The sequence below is a fragment of the Rahnella sp. Larv3_ips genome, assembly GCF_003697865.1.
Taxonomy (GTDB): Bacteria; Pseudomonadota; Gammaproteobacteria; order Enterobacterales; family Enterobacteriaceae; genus Rahnella; species Rahnella rivi.
Genome location: NZ_MJIB01000004.1, coordinates 782415 through 802450 on the forward strand (window position 1 = coordinate 782415; position 20036 = coordinate 802450).

General features: G+C 53.3%; 15 protein-coding genes. 7 read left to right on the top strand and 8 right to left on the bottom strand.

What is annotated here, in order from left to right:
* Positions 1 to 60: 60 nt before the first annotated feature.
* Complete coding sequence (locus ED901_RS05990) at positions 61 to 966, bottom strand: NAD(P)-dependent oxidoreductase (protein WP_122095303.1); 906 nt, start codon at positions 964 to 966, stop codon at positions 61 to 63.
* 228 nt (positions 967 to 1194) lie between these two features.
* Between ED901_RS05990 and ED901_RS05995 the strand changes: the two genes are divergently transcribed.
* Positions 1195 to 1566, top strand: coding sequence for a YebF family protein (locus ED901_RS05995; protein WP_056770632.1), 372 nt, complete (start codon positions 1195 to 1197; stop codon positions 1564 to 1566).
* Positions 1567 to 1626: 60 nt separating this feature from the next.
* Here ED901_RS05995 and cbl read toward each other — a convergent pair whose 3' ends face one another.
* The 3 genes from cbl to ED901_RS06010 form a co-directional block, all read right to left on the bottom strand.
* On the bottom strand, positions 1627 to 2586 hold the full coding sequence (gene cbl, locus ED901_RS06000; RefSeq protein ID WP_056770637.1) for an HTH-type transcriptional regulator Cbl: 960 nt from the start codon (positions 2584 to 2586) through the stop codon (positions 1627 to 1629).
* A gap of 122 nt (positions 2587 to 2708) precedes the next feature.
* A complete protein-coding gene (locus ED901_RS06005; RefSeq protein ID WP_122095304.1) occupies positions 2709 to 3653 on the bottom strand; it encodes a 2-hydroxyacid dehydrogenase in 945 nt (314 codons plus the stop codon).
* 213 nt (positions 3654 to 3866) lie between these two features.
* Positions 3867 to 5537: a fibronectin type III domain-containing protein gene (locus ED901_RS06010; protein ID WP_056770641.1), complete on the bottom strand. Its 1671-nt coding sequence runs from the start codon at positions 5535 to 5537 to the stop codon at positions 3867 to 3869.
* A 468-nt stretch (positions 5538 to 6005) separates the two neighbouring features.
* Between ED901_RS06010 and glgX the strand changes: the two genes are divergently transcribed.
* Positions 6006 to 8288 carry a glycogen debranching protein GlgX gene (gene glgX, locus ED901_RS06015; protein ID WP_056770644.1) on the top strand — a complete coding sequence of 761 codons (2283 nt, stop codon included), beginning with the start codon at positions 6006 to 6008 and terminating at the stop codon, positions 8286 to 8288.
* 111 nt (positions 8289 to 8399) lie between these two features.
* Here glgX and apbE read toward each other — a convergent pair whose 3' ends face one another.
* Positions 8400 to 9449: an FAD:protein FMN transferase ApbE gene (apbE, locus tag ED901_RS06020; protein ID WP_122095305.1), complete on the bottom strand. Its 1050-nt coding sequence runs from the start codon at positions 9447 to 9449 to the stop codon at positions 8400 to 8402.
* Positions 9450 to 9732: 283 nt separating this feature from the next.
* On the opposite strand from apbE, the gene ED901_RS06025 reads away from it, so the two are divergent.
* The 4 genes from ED901_RS06025 to uspE all read left to right on the top strand — a co-directional run bounded on the left by ED901_RS06025 (position 9733) and on the right by uspE (position 14188).
* Positions 9733 to 10560, top strand: a complete 828-nt coding sequence (locus tag ED901_RS06025; protein WP_122095306.1) for a mannosyl-3-phosphoglycerate phosphatase-related protein — start codon at positions 9733 to 9735, stop codon at positions 10558 to 10560.
* 82 nt (positions 10561 to 10642) lie between these two features.
* A complete protein-coding gene (locus ED901_RS06030) occupies positions 10643 to 11863 on the top strand; it encodes a glycosyl transferase (protein ID WP_122095307.1) in 1221 nt (406 codons plus the stop codon).
* A gap of 475 nt (positions 11864 to 12338) precedes the next feature.
* On the top strand, positions 12339 to 13094 hold the full coding sequence (locus ED901_RS06035) for an FNR family transcription factor (RefSeq protein WP_013575564.1): 756 nt from the start codon (positions 12339 to 12341) through the stop codon (positions 13092 to 13094).
* A gap of 134 nt (positions 13095 to 13228) precedes the next feature.
* Complete coding sequence (uspE, locus tag ED901_RS06040; RefSeq protein ID WP_056770655.1) at positions 13229 to 14188, top strand: universal stress protein UspE; 960 nt, start codon at positions 13229 to 13231, stop codon at positions 14186 to 14188.
* A gap of 88 nt (positions 14189 to 14276) precedes the next feature.
* Here the strand turns inward: uspE and pntB are convergent, their stop codons facing one another.
* Positions 14277 to 15668: a Re/Si-specific NAD(P)(+) transhydrogenase subunit beta gene (gene pntB, locus ED901_RS06045; RefSeq protein ID WP_056770657.1), complete on the bottom strand. Its 1392-nt coding sequence runs from the start codon at positions 15666 to 15668 to the stop codon at positions 14277 to 14279.
* Between the two features lie 10 nt (positions 15669 to 15678).
* Positions 15679 to 17208: a Re/Si-specific NAD(P)(+) transhydrogenase subunit alpha gene (gene pntA / locus ED901_RS06050; protein ID WP_122095308.1), complete on the bottom strand. Its 1530-nt coding sequence runs from the start codon at positions 17206 to 17208 to the stop codon at positions 15679 to 15681.
* Between the two features lie 537 nt (positions 17209 to 17745).
* Between pntA and ydgH the strand changes: the two genes are divergently transcribed.
* Complete coding sequence (gene ydgH, locus ED901_RS06055; protein ID WP_056770662.1) at positions 17746 to 18699, top strand: DUF1471 family protein YdgH; 954 nt, start codon at positions 17746 to 17748, stop codon at positions 18697 to 18699.
* A 95-nt stretch (positions 18700 to 18794) separates the two neighbouring features.
* Here the strand turns inward: ydgH and ED901_RS06060 are convergent, their stop codons facing one another.
* Complete coding sequence (locus ED901_RS06060) at positions 18795 to 19907, bottom strand: dipeptidase (protein ID WP_056770665.1); 1113 nt, start codon at positions 19905 to 19907, stop codon at positions 18795 to 18797.
* Between the last annotated feature and the right edge of the window lie 129 nt (positions 19908 to 20036).

A 20036-nucleotide genomic window follows, 5' to 3' on the forward strand; every position in this document is an offset into this window, starting at 1 on the left:
CGCTAACACAGCGCTGTTGCGGGTGACCAATAGCCAGATGCTCTGATTTATACTGCGAAGTTATGATTCAAAAGAGTGATTGCCGAGGTAACGGTACACCACCGCCAGATCCTGATCGCCGTAACCGGCACCCACCGCGCCCTGCCAGGTTTCGCTGATGCGTTTCATCACCGGCAAATTCAGCTGACTGCCGGCGTCCAGCGCCAGATTGATGTCTTTCAGCGCCCAGGTCAGTTGCATCTGCGGGGTGTAATCGTCGCTTTTGAACATGTCCATTTTGCCTTTAATGTACGGCGCAGCCAGCGGGCCGCCTTCCAGGACGTTCCACAGATCGTCGGTAGAAAAGCCCAGTTCTTCGGCCAGTTGCGTGGTTTCGGCGATACCTTCCATCATGGCAATCAGCCAGGCATTCACCACCAGCTTCATTTTAGAGGCGCGACCGGCTTCCCCCAGCCATTTGGTGGCTTTAGAGATCGCCGCAAATACCGGTTCGATCGCCGCGCCGGCTTCCCGGTCACCGCTGGCCAGGACCACGATTTGCGCCTGCTCTGCCGGGCCTTTAGTGCCGGACACCGGCGCGTCAAAGAACACCACGTCAGGGCGAAGCTGTGTGATCAGGGCGATCAGGCTTTCGGTGGCGTCCACGCCGAGCGTGCCCATCTGCGCGATAATCCCGCCCTGCTTGAGCCCGGCAAGCACACCGTTGTCCCCCTGATATATGTCCAGCGACGTCTTGCCGTCGGACAGCATCGTGATAACGACGTCTGCCCCTTCCACCGTGTCACGGGGCGTTGCACCGCGCGTTGCTCCGGCGGCCACCAGGTCATCCCCGCGGGATGGCGTACGGTTCCAGACGCGGGTGGTAAACCCTTTTTTGATGAGGTTTGCGGCAAACGCATGGCCCATCGCGCCCAGTCCAAGTACCGCAACAACGGTGGATGGCTGAACAACAGGTTGCTGACTCATGTGTAACTCCTTGTGCTATCAATGTGTGCAATGACGGTATGCTCAAAGGCTAACACCGCGAAGGGTGTGGCGGGACCGGCTTCTGTAACGGAATGCAACAGAAGGGCTGATAATACTTAACCTCTGCTGACCAACTGGCGTAACATACGCGCTTTCCTTCGATAAATAACATCGAATGTTCTGCGCAGTCTATGATTTGGCTGAGAATTTTCAGGAGTAGGAAGCACTATGAGTAAAGTTGTTTTGATCGGAATTATTTCAGTTATCTTCCTGATGATGGTCGTGATGCTCGGCTCAGTTTATGTCTATCCGTGGTGGATGCAGCGTTCAACGGAAGGCGCCTGCGCTCAGATCAGCAAGAGCAACGCCATTGATACCGTCACCCGTGACTACATGGAAAACCGCATCCCGAACTGGGGCAACGATAAAGACAATATGGGCACTTCCGTGCCGGTGCTGAGCTTTATCAGTGATGACGCGAAAGAGGATAAGGGAACCTATCACATTCCGTTCAGCGCGAAAGGTCCGAACGGAACGCTGAGCTATGTGGCGCACTTCAACTGCTCAAATCACTATGTGAAGTATTCGACGGTTGACTGAGTAAAATTCTGCGGGGCGTCTGATGGCGCCCCGCCTGATACTGCTTATAGCGCCGGTGCGTTAAATCTGATAATCGATCACCGTCTCGCTCTCCTGCCCCGATGCAAAGACCTTCTCCTTAATGTCATTCACCGACAGCCCCGGATTACACAGTTCGATAAACCGCCAGACATAATTACGCTGAAGCTGCGCCCTTTTCAGCCCGAGCCAGACCGTATTGGCTTCAAACAAATGCTCGGCGTTGATCAGTTGCAGCCCGGTGTCACGCGCGGCTTCGTAGGCTTTATCGGCCAAAATCCCCACGCCAAGCCCCAGTTCAACGTACGTTTTGATGACGTCAGAATCCTGCGCACTGAGCACAATATCCGGGCTGAGCGCCGCGCGGCTGAAAGCCTCATCAAGACGCGAACGGCCGGTAATGCCCTGACGATAAGTGATCAGCGGTTGTTCGCTCAGATGCTGCAAGGTGATCGGGTGCTGTAAGGTGAGCGGATGCCCCTGCGGTACCACGATGGCGTGATGCCAGCGGTAATACGGAAACGCGGCAACTGACGGATCGTTCATCAGCTTTTCGCTGGCAATCGCCACATCCGCCTGCCCGCCGAGCAACATCGCCAGCACTTCCTGAGGAGAACCCTGATGGAGTTCCAGCCGCACGCCCGGATAAATAGCGCGAAAGGCCTTGATGACTTTCGGCAAGCTGTACCGCGCCTGCGTATGTGTGGTGGCGATGGTCAGTACGCCTGCGTCCTCTTTGGAGAACACATCCGCCAGCCGCCGGATATTCTGCGCTTCATTGAGAATACGCTCGGCCACGGCCAGCAACTCTTTACCCGGCTCGGTCAGCCCCAGCAAACGCTTGCCGCGACGGATGAATATCTCGACGCCCAGCTCGTCTTCCAGCTCACGAATATGACGGCTGACCCCTGACTGCGACGTGAACAGCATGTTCGACACTTCGGTCAGGTTGTAATTGCATCGCGCTGATTCCCTGATAATTTTGAGTTGTTGAAAATTCACCGCCGTCGCCTCTGTCTGTTCTAAAACCCTATTGTTACGGCCTCGGGCTATGCCAGCCAAATAAGAAAAAGCGGTTACTTATGCTTTTTACGACTATAGAGCGCGGCGGCGCAGGGGCGGATTTACTCAGGCACGGCGGTCAGCACCGGTTTTCCGGCGAAATGCGCGTTCAGGTTAGCGAGCACCAGCGACAGCATGTTTTCGACCGATTCCGGCGAACGTCCCGCCACGTGCGGCGTGATCACCAGATTATCAAGCCGCAGTAATTCAGGCGGCACCTGCGGTTCACCCTCCACCACGTCGAGCGCCGCACCGGCGATGTGATGGTGTTTCAGGCTGGCGATAAGCGCCGCAGTATCCACCACGCTGCCCCGTGCAATGTTAATCAGAAAACCTTCAGCCCCTAACGCGTGCAGGACATCCGCATTCACCAGCCTGACGGTATTCTTTCCCCCCGGCGTGGCCACCACCAGATAATCCGCCCAGCCCGCCAGTTCGCGTACGCTGCTGAAATAGCTATACGGCGAATCTTCCACCGGCGTGCGGTTGTGATAACCGACGGCCATATCAAATCCGGCGGCGGCACGCCGCGCAATCAGCGCACCTATATTGCCAAGCCCCACCACGCCGAGCTTTTTGCCCGCCATGCCCGGCACGTTCCAGCGTGACTTGTTCCATTCTCCGCCGCGAACCGCCGCATCAAACTGCGGAATGCGCCGGGTGATCGCCAGCATCAGCGCCAGCGTGTGGTCAGCCACCGACGCATTATTGGTGCCCGGCCCGTGGGTGACGTGAATACCGCGCGCGTTCGCCGCCGCCACATCGATATGCTCATACCCCACTCCCTGCGCACAGATGATACTGAGTTGTGGCAACGCTGCCATCTGCGCATCACTCAGGCCGATACTGCCGATGGTGAGTACGGCGCGGATCTGCTGCGCGATATGCGGATCCAGCGTCTCGCGCTGTGCGGGCGTGGTGGCGAAATGCAGGGTAAAACCGGCAGCTTCAAACCGTTCAGGATAGCCAGCATCCAGCGGGACGTGGCTGAGCAACGCGATAGTCATTAAGGCTCCTTTCTCTGCGGCAAAGACGACAAAAAGTGTCAGCGCCCGCCCTGTTGGCGGCGGGTCAGCATGAATATCAGCCAATGCTGCGGCCATGTACAGCAGTTAAGCTTTGCAGAATGATGCAGACAAAAAAAAGCCGGTGTGAAGAGTTCACACCGGCGAAGTTACACTGCACAGAAAAAATGACTGACCTCTGACCTGACTGGCGGATTAGACCGCCTTATGTTGATACGTGGCAATGATCTTGCTGTAGGCGTAAGACTCGGTGCCTTCATAAGTACATTGGTACAGGTTGTTGTGATCGCTGGTATGGCACATTTCCAGCCCCTGGTTGTAATCACGGGTCGCATCCCAGCCGGAGATGGTGCCGAAGTTGTATTTCTTCGCCAGCGTGATCAGCTTTTTCATGTGTTCGACAGTGAAGCTCGGGCCGGTGTCGTTAATGCCAAACATCGGGGTGACACCAATGCGACGCCACAGTTTGGCATCCGACCATTCGGTGAACACGGTTTTGATCTGACGGTGCATCGCCAGCATCGACATTTCCACGCCGGTATACATATCCGGTGGCGGTGCCACGTCGCCGAAGTCCATCGACATGGCGTTGAACAGGGACGGAGAAATCCCGTTTTCATGCACCATCCGGACGAAATCAATACCGAACGACGTCAGGCCCTGTGAATCATCAGACGTTTGCCCGTCTACCGGCAGCGTGAACGCAATCTGCAACTGCGGATTGTTTTTCTGCACCACCGCCATGGTTGCCAGCAGGCGTTTGAGCATTTCAGTCTGCTGCAACGCGCCGCCTTCGATATCGAAATCGATATGCGTCACGGCATAGTTATCCAGCACGCCCTGATAGAGTTCAGCCAGTGCGCCGACATCCGTGATGTGCTCTTCGAGGAAGTTGGAGTTCGCCCCGCCGAAGGAAATCGCCACATCGCCACCTGCGGCGCGGAATGCAGCGATATCTGCTTTGCCGTAATCAGACACAGTGGCATCACCGGTAAATTCCTGACCGTAATCAGAGACATTACCATCGGTGATGGTGACCAGACCGCCCCAGCAAGGACGGTAATTTGGTGTCCCCTCACCGGCATTCATGTCGGCAGCCGTGATAAAGCCCAGCGTGTAAGCTTTCAGACCGGAATCTTTGCCGAAAACGCTCGGACGCGGCGTTGGCCAGCCGGTGAAGTCCATAAACGGAGCATGGTTGAAGGAGTAATCTCCCGCATCCGGCAACGTTTTATCCGTGGTGACATTCAGTACAGAGGATTTCGCCGAGAAGTTACCGGCCAGATCGTAAGCACGAACCTGAACACTGTAAGCCGTTTGCGCGGTCAGGCCGCCCAGGGTGATGGAACTGCTGGTGGTTTTTTGCGTTTTGGCGACTTTGGTTTTGGTATCGGTATAAGTGACTTCGTAACCGCTGACCATCACGTTATCTGTAGAAGGCGTCCAGACCAGGCTGAGGGTCACGGCCCCGGCGGCAACGGCTTTTACGTCAGCCGGCACCGTCGGCGCCTGAGTATCCGCCACCAGATCGGCAGCTTCGCCGTTCACTTTAAAACTGCGCGGCAGGTTACCGATGCTGACACCGGTATTACAGCCAATCATGATAGCAAAACGGCCTTTGCCGCCCGCCGGGATCACGCTGCAATCGTCAATCAGCTTGCCTTTGATCGGGCTGCTCCAGGTTTCAAATTCGAAATTTTGGTTTGCCGAAGCGCTCTGGGTATTGTCGATGGTGAATTCTACTTTTCCGGACGCCAGATCGGTGTCCGTCATATTAAATACGTCAATGAAACACGCCGATGACCAGACATCATCTGCATTTTCCCATGCAGCAGAAACCATATATTTTTGTTTGGTGGTGCTCATAAATCATAACTCCGATTAGTAATGAAGATGGGGGTAAGTGACGGAAAGCAAACGGCGGGCGCGGGGTAAAATTCGTTGTCTCATCGCTCACCGCTGCTTTCTCTGAGGCCAGTATCGGAGCCTGATTTCAAAAGAGAAAATCACACTTCATCAAAAATTTTCGTGAGGAATGAAGGCTTTAATATCAGTCAGTAAAGCCTCTGTGAGTGATTGCCGGTGAGAGGCAAAAAAACCTCAATCAGGAATGTTTGCCGCACGCTGATGCTTGTGCGCAGGACGTGATACCCCTCTTTTTTGTCACGCCGCGGTCACTGATTTTGCGGTTAATCGGCTACCGGTGGGGGAAATGGCGCAAGTGCAACTACACTGGTTTGGTAGCAACAGACAAGCAGCCCCTTGAGCTGCGGATATTTTTCGCTCAATTTTTCAGGATTTATTCTGACTGACCTGCTCAGGAGTGTGAAACGAATGGCAAAACCTCGATCCGGCAAAGTCACCCAACCGACGGCCACCACGGAAGAAGTCCGCAGCGTACCCTCCAATGCTCAGGTCAACATCGCTGTTGATGAGCTGGGCGTGCGCATCATGCATCCTTACAGCGACGGTGAAATCGTCCGAAGCTTTGACTCCGGCCATACCACCCGCGTGCGCGAAGGATTACCGGTTCCGCTTGGCGCAACCTGGGACGGTCTGGGGGTGAACTTCGCCTTGTTCTCCGCCAATGCCACCAAAGTTGAGCTGTGCCTGTTTAATGATGAAGGAGAACAATACGACGTCATTGAACTGCCGGAATATACCGATGAAGTCTGGCATGGCTATCTGCCGGATGCCCGCCCCGGCCTGCTTTACGCCTATCGCGTGCATGGGCCCTATGCGCCACACGACGGCCACCGGTTTAACCCGGCCAAACTTCTGCTCGACCCGTATGCCAAACAAATTGTCGGCGACCTGAAATGGGATGACGCCCTGTTCGCCTATGACATGCAAAGCGACAAGAAGGATTTGCACCTCGACAATACGGACAGCGCCCCTTTCCTGCCAAAATGCCGGGTGATTGACCCGGCATTCTCCTGGGCGCGGTCGCGCAAAAAGCATATTCCGTGGGAAAAAACGCTGATTTATGAAACGCATTTGCGCGGTTACACCATGCGCCATCCGGCGGTGCCGGAGCATCTGCGCGGCACATTTTCCGGGATGAGCACCCCGCACATCGTCGAGTACATCCGCTCGCTGGGGGTAACGTCCGTTGAACTGATGCCGATCCACGCCTTCACCGATGACCGGCACCTGCAGGATAAAGGTCTGCATAACTTCTGGGGCTATAACACGCTGAGCTTCTTTGCCCCGCATCCGCAATATATGGCGACGCACACCGTCAATGAATTCAAGCAGATGATCGCCACTTTCCACGCGGCGGGTATCGAAGTGATTCTGGACGTGGTCTACAACCATACGGCGGAAGGCAATGAGCTCGGCCCGACGCTGTCCTTCAAAGGCATCGACAACGCCAGTTATTACCGGCTGATGCCGGACAACAAACGCTATTACATTAATGATACCGGCACCGGCAATACGCTCAATCTCAGCCACCCGCGCGTGTTGCAGATGGTCACGGATTCACTGCGCTACTGGGCGACAGAAATGCAGGTGGATGGGTTCCGCTTCGACCTGGCGACCATTCTCGGGCGTGAAAGCTATGGTTTTGATGAAGGCTGCGGTTTTCTCGATACCTGCCGTCAGGACCCGATCCTCAGCCAGTGTAAACTGATTGCTGAACCCTGGGATTGCGGTCCCGGCGGTTATCAGGTCGGCGGTTTCCCGCCAGGCTGGATGGAGTGGAATGACCGTTTCCGCGATACCGTGCGCAAATTCTGGCGCGGTGACGAAGGCCAGCTGGCGCAGTTCGCCACGCGGCTTTCCGGTTCTGCCGATCTGTTCAATCATCGCGGCCGTAAGCCTTACGCGTCAGTCAACTTTATTACCGCGCACGACGGCTTCACGCTCAACGACTGGGTGTCGTACGAGAAGAAACACAACGAAGCCAACGGGGAGAACGGCAAAGACGGCAGCGATAACAACATTTCAGCCAACTATGGCGTGGAAGGCCCGACCGACGATCCGGAAATCAGCGAACTTCGCCTGCGCCAGATGCGCAATATGCTGGCGACGCTGCTGTTCTCACAAGGTACCCCGATGCTGCTGGCCGGTGATGAGTTTGCCCGTTCGCAAAACGGCAATAACAATGCCTATTGTCAGGACACTGAGATTGCCTGGGTCAACTGGAACATCGGCGATAAAGGCCAGTCCCTGCTGCTGTTCACCTACCGGCTGATCGCCCTGCGCAAGCGATTCCCGATTTTACATCGCGGGCGCTTTCTGACCGGCGCGATCCATGAAAAGCTCGATGTCAAAGACGTGAGCTGGTTCCAGCCGCAGGGGCCGGAAATGACCGATGCCGCCTGGAAAGATCCGCACGCAAAATGCATCGCCATGCTGCTCGATGGCCGCGCCCAGCCCACCGGCCTGCTGCGTCACGGTTCCCTGAGTACCGTGCTGCTGCTGTTTAACGCGTCTCACAAAGACGTGATGTTTGTGTTGCCTTCGGTGGCGCACGGCGAGAGCTGGCGGCATATTTTCGATACCTTCCAGCCCGATGATGTGAACGAGCATAATTTCGATTTCGGACGCGAGTACATCTGTACTTCGCGCACGGTGGTGCTGTTTGAACTGATCAGTACCGCGAAACACTGAACCACGGCGCTGCTTCAGGCATTGAGGATCTGAAGCAGCGTCTTCCGCGCTGCGTGCATTTCTCGCTTATCTCAGTGAAAAAATGCACGGCACGCTTTAAGACGATAACGTTTACTGCGGATCTTTCAGATAGGCTTTGAACTGCGGCGACATATAGCTTTTGAAGGTGTCGCCCTCTTTGGTGATCAGATACACCGCCAGATGTTGCTGTTCTGCCAGCGCCAGCGCTTTCTTCGTGCCAAGCACCATCAGACCGGTGTCCCAGCCGTCGGCTTCCAGCGCGGTCGGGGCGATCACCGTCGCCGATACCAGCTTATGGGTGATTGGCGAACCGGTGGCCGGATCGATGATGTGCGAAAGACGTTTGCCGTTCAGCTCGTAATAATTGCGGTAACTGCCGGAGGTACTGATGCCCATGCCCTGCAAATCAACAATCGCCTGCACCGCGGTTTCTTTGTCCGTTGGTTTCTGAATTGCCACCTGCCACGGATTCCCCTGCGCATTGTGCCCGCGTGAAACCACCGCGCCACCTACCGACACCAGATAATTGCTGATGCCGTTCCCCTCAACCAGCCGCGCCAGGTGATCGGTCGCATAACCTTCGCCGACCGTAGAGAGATCAACGTACATGCCCGGCAAATCTTTTTGCAGATACTGCCCGTCATTTTGCTGGATCACTTTCAGATGCTGTAACCCGATACGCTGACGCGCTGCGGCGATCTGTTCCGGCGTCGGCGTTTTCACCGGCTGTTTGTCCGGGCCAAATCCCCACAAGTTCACCAGCGGGCCGACGGTGATGTCCATCGCGCCACCGGTTAAGGTGCCGATACGCATTGAGGTGACGATCGCGTCAGCCATCCCGGCACTGATCGGCTGGGGCACGTTGCCCTGATACTGATTGAAACGCGACAGCACCGAATCCTCTTTGTAAGTCGATAACTGATGGTCGTCCTCTTTAAGCTGCGCCTCAATTTGCTCCCGCAGCGCCGCTTCCCGGTTTTTATCCACGCCCGCCAGACTGACACGATAAAACGTGCCCATGGTTTTACCTTCAATGACCAGCGCACTCTCCTGCGCGGTGGAGCTGCCATCGCAGGCAGATAACATACTGACGGCGCAAAGCACAAAGGCGGTGCGCGTTAAAACCGGTGTTAAAGACATGAGGAAAGACTCGTCTGACTGCCCGAAACTGGGCAAAAAAAGAAAACGCAATGGTAAAGGATGACATCTAAACCGCAGTGGAACTGACGTAAATTATCCGCATAAACCGCCTGTGGGTAAAGCCGTCTGCGGCTTTGATGTTGCCCGTTACCCTTGCCGGTAAATAATCCTGAAATGGTTAGCCCGGTCATAAAAATCATTTTTGAATCTATACTTAGCTGCTGGAGCAGAAGTGGGTTAACAAAAATGCACGTCTGTTCTGCCACAAAATTGAGGAGAAAGAATGCCGTACCTTGATGATCCCTTAATTATTTTTACTGACCTCGATGGTTCGCTGCTCGACCACCATGATTACAGCTGGCAACCGGCGAAGCCCTGGCTGGACAGGCTTGCCGCGGCGCAGATACCGCTGATCCTGACCACCAGTAAAACGTCCGCCGAAGTGGCGGCATTGCAGTCAGATCTCCAGCTGACGCATCTCCCTTTTATTGCTGAAAACGGTGCCATGATCCACCTTCCGCCAGACTGGCGAGGTCAGGGTCCGATGATGGGTGCGCGCTATGCGGATATCCGCCGCACCCTGGAGGAATTACGCCACCGCTACGATTTTGAATTTCGCGGTTTCGGGGATGTTACGCCAAAGCAGGTCGCCCTCTGGACCGGACTTTCCGAAGCGGATGCTGCGCTGGCGATGCTGCGTGAAGCTTCCGAACCCCTGATCTGGTTTGGTAACGATCTGGATTTCGCACATTTCAAAAAATGTCTCACCCGTGAAGGGCTGGCGCTGACGCGTGGCGGACGTTTCTGGCATGTGATGGGCGTTGATGCGGGGAAAGGCCCGGCGGTGCAATGGCTTTCCGCTGAGTATCAGCGCCAGCGCGGTAAACCGGCGATCAGTATCGGACTGGGGGACGGGCCTAACGATCTCTCGATGCTGAAAGTGGTCGATCACGCCGTGGTCATTAAAGGCCATCACCACCACGAGATGCCGCTGAGCCGTCATCACCCCGCGCAGGTTTATCGCACCACGGAATTTGGCCCGCACGGCTGGGTTCAGGGATTAGATCATTTTATTTCGTCCCGCCAACGGGAAATGCTAAATGAAAAATAAGGGAAAGAGTGTCGCGGGAGTGCGTTTCAGATAATTGTTTGTTTCCAATAATTTTATCAATTCTAAAATTGGAGAATATCGAATGAGTGATTTTTATCAGGATGGTGTGATTACTAATTTCCATAATTTGACCAACCGAAAAGTGGAAGAACTGGAATACGATTTGCAGGTTTTTTCGGGACGCCGCTCAATGGGGTTAATATTGCCTTCATTATTTTCAGAACTTGAAGGTCCGGCGCTGACCAAAATTGTCGATGAGCTGACAAAAGTCCCCTATCTGGAAGAAATTGTTATTGGTCTGGATCGCGCAGACCGCGATCAGTTTTTATTTGCCCGCGAATTTTTCTCCCGCCTGCCACAGCGCCACCGTATTTTATGGAACGATGGCCCGCGTCTGAAAGCGCTGGATGAAGAGCTTAAAAAAGAAAATCTTTCGCCAATGGAACCGGGTAAAGGCCGCAACGTCTGGTTTTGCGTCGGGTATACGCTGGCATCGCGGCGCACCTCGGTCGTCGGGCTGCATGATTGTGACATTGTCACCTACAGCCGCGATATGCTGGCGCGCCTGATGTACCCGGTGGCGAACCCTAATTTCCATTATGATTTCTGTAAAGGCTATTACGCCCGTGTGGCAGACGGGAAATTCAATGGCCGCGTTGGCCGCCTGCTGGTATTTCCGCTGCTGAAATCCCTGCAAATTGTCTACGGCCACTCCGATTTCCTTGAGTATCTGCGCACTTTCCGTTATCCGCTTTCCGGCGAATTCGCCATGCGTACCCACGTTCTCAATGATCTGCGTATCCCGAGTGACTGGGGGCTGGAGATTGGCGTGCTTTCCGAACTGCACCGCAATACGGCGACCCGACGCATCTGCCAGGTGGATATCGCCGATAATTACGACCATAAACATCAGCCGATGTCAGAAGATGATGCCACTAACGGTTTGCAGCGTATGAGCATCGACATCACTAAAGCGCTGTATCGTAAGATGGCGATTCTGGGCGTGAATATCACCAGCGAGTCTTTCCGCATTCTGAAAGCCACCTACTATCGCAATGCGCTGGATATGATTGACTGGTTTGAGAATGACGCGCGCATGAACGGTTTGTCTTTCGACCGGCACAGCGAGGAATCCGCCGTGGAGTTGTTCTCCGGCGCCATTATTGAAGCCGGTCAGGCGTTTGTGGATACGCCGAGTGAAAAACCCTTTATCCCAAGCTGGAGTCGCGTGCAGTCGGCGTTTCCCGATATGCTGGATCGCCTTCATGAAGCGGTGGAAAAAGATAACGAAGGTGATGTGTAACCGCCCCGCTTCAATAAAAACCCAAAATTTCAACGCTGCCTCGGCAGCGTTTTTTGCTTTCAAATCACCGGCTTTATTCGCGAACAAAACAAACAATCGGAGGATGCGCAATAATCGCCGGGTAGCGGGATTTATGGCATAATCCGTGCGCATTTGTCAGTATTCTTAAAGATTAAGTTAAGACGCAGATAATCAAAAAACGGCCTGCAGATAACTCTGAGATGGGTTTGTTTAGATTCAAACAAATTATTCTTAAAAAAATTATATAATTTTTATGAATAAATTGACCCACATCTAAATCTCATTGATTCTCAATTCGTCGAAATACCTCGTTCAGATCAAAACAATTAGAAAAAAAACCCGTTAAAAATCGTGGTTTTTTAACATTTCGCCCTTTTAGCCCCATTCTGCTACTTATCACTCGCCGCAAAAGATGTTAAAATTGACCCATATCAATATTGCCTGAGTGACTCTTATGATCCCGGAAAAGCGTATTATTCGACGTATCCAATCTGGTGGCTGTGCGATCCATTGTCAGGACTGTAGCATTAGTCAGCTTTGCATTCCTTTCACGCTGAACGAGCATGAACTCGACCAGCTCGACAACATCATCGAAAGGAAAAAACCGATTCAAAAAGGCCAGGCACTGTTCAAAGCTGGCGATGAATTGAAATCCCTTTACGCCATCCGTTCCGGCACCATCAAGAGCTACACCATCACCGAACAAGGTGACGAGCAAATCACCGGTTTCCATCTGGCAGGTGATTTAGTTGGCTTTGATGCGATCGGCGGTTTGCAGCACCCAAGTTTCGCACAGGCTCTGGAAACTTCCATGGTGTGTGAAATCCCGTTTGAGACACTTGATGATCTCTCCGGGAAAATGCCGAATCTGCGCCAGCAAATGATGCGTCTGATGAGCGGTGAGATCAAAGGCGACCAGGATATGATCCTGCTGTTGTCGAAGAAAAATGCCGAAGAACGTCTGGCTGCTTTCATCTACAACCTCTCCCGCCGTTTCGCACAGCGTGGTTTCTCTCAGCGTGAATTCCGCCTGACCATGACCCGTGGCGACATCGGTAACTACCTCGGCCTGACCGTGGAAACCATCAGCCGCTTGTTAGGCCGTTTCCAGAAATCAGAAATGCTGAGTGTGAAAGGGAAATACATCACCATTGAGAATCATGAAATGCTTTCTCAGTTAGCCGGTCAGTCTGCTCCCGTCTCTGCTTAAATTTTTGTGTCGGATCATCAGTGAATAATTTGTTGATCCGACTCAATTTCTCCGCTGTCCGATTGCTTAATCTTGGTTTACTCTGTACTTAATACAGTGAAATGCTGTTCTCTCACAGGTGTTAAGGAGTCCCCATGGCTAAGTATCAGAATTTACTCGTTGCTATAGACCCCAATCAGGATGATCAACCCGCACTGCGACGCGCCGTTTATCTGGTGCAGCGTAACGGTGGACGGATCAAAGCTTTCCTGTCTATTTATGATTTCTCCTATGAGATGACCACCATGCTGTCGCCTGATGAACGGACGAGCATGCGACAAAGTGTGATCAACGAGCGGGCGGAATGGATTAAAGAGCAGTGCCGCTACTATATTGAGGCCGGTATCCAGATTGAAGTCAAAGTGGTCTGGCACAACAAACCCTTTGAAGCGATTATTCAGGAAGTCATTTCTGCCCAGCATGACCTGCTGTTAAAAATGGCCCATCAGCACGACCGCCTCGAATCCGTTATCTTCACCCCTACTGACTGGAATTTGCTGCGTAAGTGCCCGTGTCCGGTGTGGATGGTGAAAGACCAGCCGTGGCCAGAAGGCGGTAAAGCCGTCGTCGCGGTGAACCTTTCCAGCGAAGAGCCCTACCACGATCCGCTTAATATCAAACTGGTGAAAGAAAGTATCGAACTGGCCTCTCACGTTAATCAGACGGAAGTCCATCTGGTCGGCGCGTACCCTGTCACACCGATCAATATCGCCATTGAACTGCCGGACTTTGATCCCAGCGTTTACAACGACGCCATCCGTGGTCAGCATCTGATTGCCATGAAAGCGTTACGGCAGAAATTCCAGATCGATGAAAAATTCACTCACGTAGAAAAAGGCCTGCCGGAAGAAGTGATCCCCGATTTGGCTGAACATTTGCAAGCCGGTGTGGTGGTGTTGGGCGCGATTGGCCGTACCGGTCTGTCAGCCGCATTTCTCGGTAATACCACTGAACAGGTGATCGACCATCTTAAGTGCGATTTGCTGGCGATTAAACCTGATGATTTCGAATGCCCGATCACGCAGGACGATGATGAAGAGGACGACGACGAGTAACGTCAGAGCCGCCGGGGTTCCACAAAAAATAAAGGCCAGTCATCTGACTGGCCTTTTTCATTACTGTTAACGATAGAACTGATAACAATCAGAGCGCGCGAAGGATCTTCTCAACGCTTTCTTTTGCATCGCCAAACAGCATCTGCGTATTTTCTTTGAAGAACAGCGGGTTCTGTACGCCGGCATAACCGGTGTTCATGGAACGTTTGAACACAATCACGTTCTGCGCTTTCCACACTTCCAGCACCGGCATACCGGCGATCGGGCTGCGTGGATCTTCCTGCGCCGCCGGGTTCACGGTGTCATTGGCACCGATAACCAGCACCACGTCGGTATCGCTGAAATCATCATTGATTTCATCCATTTCCAGCACGATGTCATACGGCACTTTCGCTTCTGCCAGCAGAACGTTCATGTGGCCCGGCAAACGCCCTGCAACAGGGTGAATACCGAAACGCACTTTGATGCCCTTCGCACGCAGTTTCGCTGTGATGTCGTGAACCGGATACTGAGCCTGAGCCACCGCCATGCCGTAGCCAGGGGTGATGATCACTGAGCTGGCGTTTTTCAGCATGTCTGCCACGTCTTCCGCGCTCGCTTCATGATATTCGCCCATCTCTTCAGCATTGCCGGTTGATGAACCGTCCGTGCCGAAGCCGCCTGCAATCACGCTGATGAACGAACGGTTCATCGCTTTACACATGATGTAAGACAGGATTGCACCCGAGGAACCGACCAGCGCACCGGTCACGATCAGCAGGTCGTTGCTGAGCATAAAGCCCGCCGCCGCCGCTGCCCAACCGGAATACGAGTTCAGCATGGACACCACAACCGGCATGTCCGCACCGCCAATCGACGACACCAGATGCCAGCCGAAGCCGAGTGCAATGAGAGTCATGATCAGCAGAGCCAGCACTTGCAGACCCACGCTTTCGGTACGCACGAACGTCACCATCAGCAGGAAAGACACCACCAGCGCAGCCAGATTCAATTTATGACGATGTGGCAACGCCAGCGGTTTGGAAGAGATAATCCCGCGCAGTTTGCCAAAAGCCACAATGGAACCGGTGAACGTCACCGCACCGATGAAGATACCGAGAAAGACCTCCGTCAGATGGATGTTTTCCATCACACCTTCCATCGGCACTGAACCGTGATCCAGATAGCTGTTGAAGCCAACCAGAACCGCAGCCAGACCGACGAAACTGTGCAGAATCGCCACCAGTTCCGGCATTTCAGTCATTTCGACTTTGCGCGCCAGGTAAACACCGATTGCGCCACCGATCACCATCGCAACGATGATCCAGCCAACGTTACCGGAATCAGGGCCGAGAATGGTCGCGATTAACGCGATCGCCATCCCGGTAACACCGAAGATGTTCCCCTGTTTTGACGTTTCATGTTTAGAGAGCCCCGCAAGGCTGCAAATAAACAGAATAGCGGCAACAATATATGCTGCTGTAACTAAACCCCCAGACATATGCTACCCCTTAATTCTTACGAAACATCTTCAGCATGCGCTGAGTGACGGTGAATCCGCCAAAAATATTGATACTGGCGATCAGTACGGCAATAAAGGACAGGAAGCTGACCCAGCCGCCGTGACCAATTTGCAGCACTGCGCCCACCACGATGATCCCGGAAATGGCGTTCGTGACCGACATCAGCGGTGTATGCAGGGCATGGCTGACGTTCCAGACCACGTAGTAACCCACCACGCAGGACAGCGCAAACACGGTGAAGTGAGACAGGAACTCTTTCGGCGCAACGTTCGCCAGCCAGCCAAACAGCACAATGGCCACAGCCATAATGATGAACTTGGTCCACGGGGAGGCCGGTTTGGCTTCCACTTTGGCGACAGGTTCTGCGGCTTTCGCCGCCTGAGGTTGCGCAGACACCTGAATGGCTGGCGCAGGCCAGGTCACTTCACCGGCTTTCACAACGGTCACGCCGCGAACAACGGTATCTTCGAAATCGATCTCGATTTCACCGTTTTTCTCTTTGCACAGCAGTTTCAGCAGGTTGACCAGGTTGGTTCCGTAAAGCTGGGAGGATTGCGTCGGCAGACGGCTGGGTAAGTCGGTATAACCGATGATCTTCACACCGTTTTCTGTCGTGGTGATTTTATCCGCCACGGTCAGTTCACAGTTACCGCCCGTCTGGGCTGCCAGATCGACGATCACACTGCCCGGCTTCATGGAAGCCACCATGTCTTTGGTGATGAGCTTCGGTGCAGAACGGCCAGGGATCAGCGCGGTGGTCACGATGATATCCACTTCTTCAGCCTGAGCGGCAAACAGCGCCATTTCTGCTTTGATGAAGGCTTCTGACATGACTTTGGCATAACCGTCGCCGCTGCCTGCTTCTTCTTCAAAATCGAGTTCGAGGAACTCTGCGCCCATGCTCTGTACCTGCTCTTTCACTTCAGGGCGGGTATCAAAAGCACGAACGATGGCACCGAGACTGCCTGCTGCGCCGATGGCAGCCAGGCCAGCCACGCCGGCACCGATAATCATCACTTTGGCCGGTGGCACTTTACCTGCGGCAGTGATCTGCCCGGTGAAGAAACGACCGAATTCGTGAGCGGCTTCGACTATCGCGCGGTAACCGGCGATGTTAGCCATTGAACTCAGGGCATCCAGAGATTGTGCGCGGGAAATGCGCGGCACGGAATCCATTGCCATGGCGGTGACCTGACGGTCAGCCAGTTTCTGAATAAGCTCAGGGTTCTGTGCAGGCCAGATAAAGCTGACCAGCGTGGTACCTGCCTGTAATTTATCGATTTCGTCGTTTTCAGGTGCATTCACCTTTAAAACGATATCTGAATGCCACACTTCTTCGCCGCTGACCACAGACGCACCCGCTTGTTCATAAGCGGCGTCCTCAAAGCTGGCTAACTTCCCGGCACCTTGTTCGATAGCGACCGTAAAGCCGAGTTTCAGCAACTGCTCCACCGTTTTCGGTGTGGCTGCGACTCTGGCTTCATTGGTCAACCGCTCTCTTGGTACACCAATACGCATAGTATTCCCTTCACCCTTTTCATTGATGATTTGTGTCATCGTCATAACATTTTATTTACCAGCCTGCTGGCTTATGAAGAACGCCGGAGAGTATTTTTTCAGGCTGGTTATAACCTACTGAATATCTAATCAATAATCTACGTATCGCAGCGATAGTCAGGTAATTAATAATAAAAAAATTGATATGGGCCGCAAACCTGCTGCGAACCCTGAGAAACACGTGTTTAATTCTCTTTAATCCGCCAGTGAAACCAGATCTATCACTCTGCCCTTCCCGCTTGCAGACCGCTCCGGATGGGCATAAAAGTTAGAAAATAGTGAATAATTAACATTAATTTCACTACTTGGATTATTCCTTAAACTTATATAAGTTATGGTCAGCAAAAAAAGAACCGTGTCACCGCGTTGACGCTCGCATAATTGCCATAAATTACTGAGACACTCAGCATTGTTACATGCAATAATCGGCCGCTAACCTGTTACACATCAAGAATTCAGCACGTTTCAACATTACTGCGCAAGGTGAAAGGATTTTTTATGAAGCTGACAAAAACGATCATCGTATCGGCCCTGTTTTCTGTTTCTGCGCTGTCTGCTGCTCACGCCGCGCAGGAAATAAGCCCGCAGAAAGCAGCAGCCATCAAACCCTTTGATCGCATTGTTATTTCCGGGCGTTTTAACACGCTTGGCGATGCGGCTGATGCCGTATCACGCCGCGCCGATACACTGGGTGCGGATTATTTCTATATTCAGGACACCAACTCTTCTAACAATAGCGGCAACTGGCGCGTCGTTGCAGATATCTATAAAAAAGATGCGCCAGAAGTGAGCAAGAACACAAATTACCGTGTGATCAACGGCGTGGTCGAGCTGCCTAAAGATGTGGCCTATCAGCTTGAGCCTTTCGACACCGTGACGGTCAGCGGTTTTTATCGCAGCCAGCCAGACGTAAATGATGCCATCACCAAAGCAGCGAAAGACAAAGGGGCTTACTCCTTCTTCATCGTTCGCCAGATTGATGCCAACAGCGGCGGCAACCAGTACATCACCGCGTTCATCTACAAAAAAGATGCCGCGAAACGTGTTGTTCAGGATCCGGATGCTATCCCTGCAGATTCTGAAGCAGGTAAAGCCGCACTGGCCGCCGGTGGTGCAGCCGCGAAGAAAGTAGAAATCCCTGGCGTTGCCTCTTCAGGCAGCCCAAGCCGCGAAGTGGGTCGTTTCTTTGAAACCCAGACGTCTACCGGTAAACGTTACACTGTCACCGCGACTAACGGTGCCAAAATTCAGGAAGTGAACGACGTTACCGCAGCACAGATGGTTCCGTTTGATTCCGCCACCTTCACCGGGCACTTCAACAGCACGACGGATGTTTCGCAGGAAGTTGCGAACCGTGCTGCGGCGAAAGGCGCCAAGTTCTACCACATTACCCGCCAGTGGCAGAACAAGAGCGGTGGTAACCTGACCGTGAGCGCTGACTTCTTCAAATAAGTCTGACGCCAGCACACAGCAAAAAGGCAGCTATTGATAGCTGCCTTTTTTTATACCTCATTATGCGATACGGACGTGATGCCAATGCCGGGCCATTACTCGCCCCAGGTTCTTTCCAGCACGTTGATCCAGTTTTTGTAGCAAATCTTCTCGAGCAATGCCTGCCCGTACCCTGCTTTTCTTAATGCCTCCACCAGCACCGGCAGACCACCAACGTCAGACATAAACGGCGCCATTGACGCACCATCGAAATCTGAACCAAAGCCCACACCGTCCTCACCCAGATGTTCCACCAGATAATCCACGTGGCGCACCATGATCTCGGTGCCGGTGTCATCACTGCGTTTGCCATCTTCCCGCAGGAACGGCACAGCAAAGTTCAGCCCCACAAAACCCTGGCTCTCCCTGATTGCGCCGAGTTGTTTATCGGTCAGATTTCGCGATTGCGGACAAATGCTGAACGCATTGGAATGGCTGGCCACCAGCGGCGCATCGCTGAGTTTCGCGACCTGCCAGAACCCTTTTTCGTTCAGATGCGAGAGGTCAATCATGATGCGTTTCTGATTACAGGCTTTAATCAGGCGGATGCCTGCATCCGTCAGGCCCGGCCCGATATCCGGCGAGGTCTGATATTTGAACGGCACACCGTGCCCGAAGATGTTCGGGCGGCTCCACACCGGCCCCAGTGACCGCAATCCCATGCTGTACAACACGTCGAGATTGTAGAGATCGGCATCAATCGCTTCCGCGCCTTCAATATGCATAACCACAGCTAATGCGTGGTTATCGATTGAATGTCGAATATCCCGCGCCGTGCGACAAATTTTCACCTTTCCCTGTGACTGCTCTTCGATGCGCAACAGAAACGCCATCATGCCAAACGTGACGTCGCGTGCAAAATCGAAAGAAGGTGTCGGAGAAAAATCAGGATGTTTTTGAGTACCTTCCAGCAGAAATTGCGTATCCACCGAGCGATCGGGCACGGTCTTTGCAAGATCGACATCAGGAGTCGGTACCCAGGCGGCGAAAAGCCCGCCAGCAAAGCCTGCTTCACGGCAGCGAGGCAGATCCATTTGTCCGCTGGCCGGGCCCTGGAGGAATGCATGCTCAGGATTTTGACGATGTTCTGTCCAAAGTTGTAGCAAAACGTCGTTATGTCCATCAAAAACTGGCATTAGCTCTTCAGATCCGTGCGCTACGTTATTCATAAAAAAGGTCTACCTTTGATTGAGCGTGACTGAGACAACGACGAGTTGCCCGCAGGGAGTGCATCACCACTGCGATGTTGCACTAAAGAGGAACAAGTCTGTCGTCATTCACATTAGATTTTTCGATAT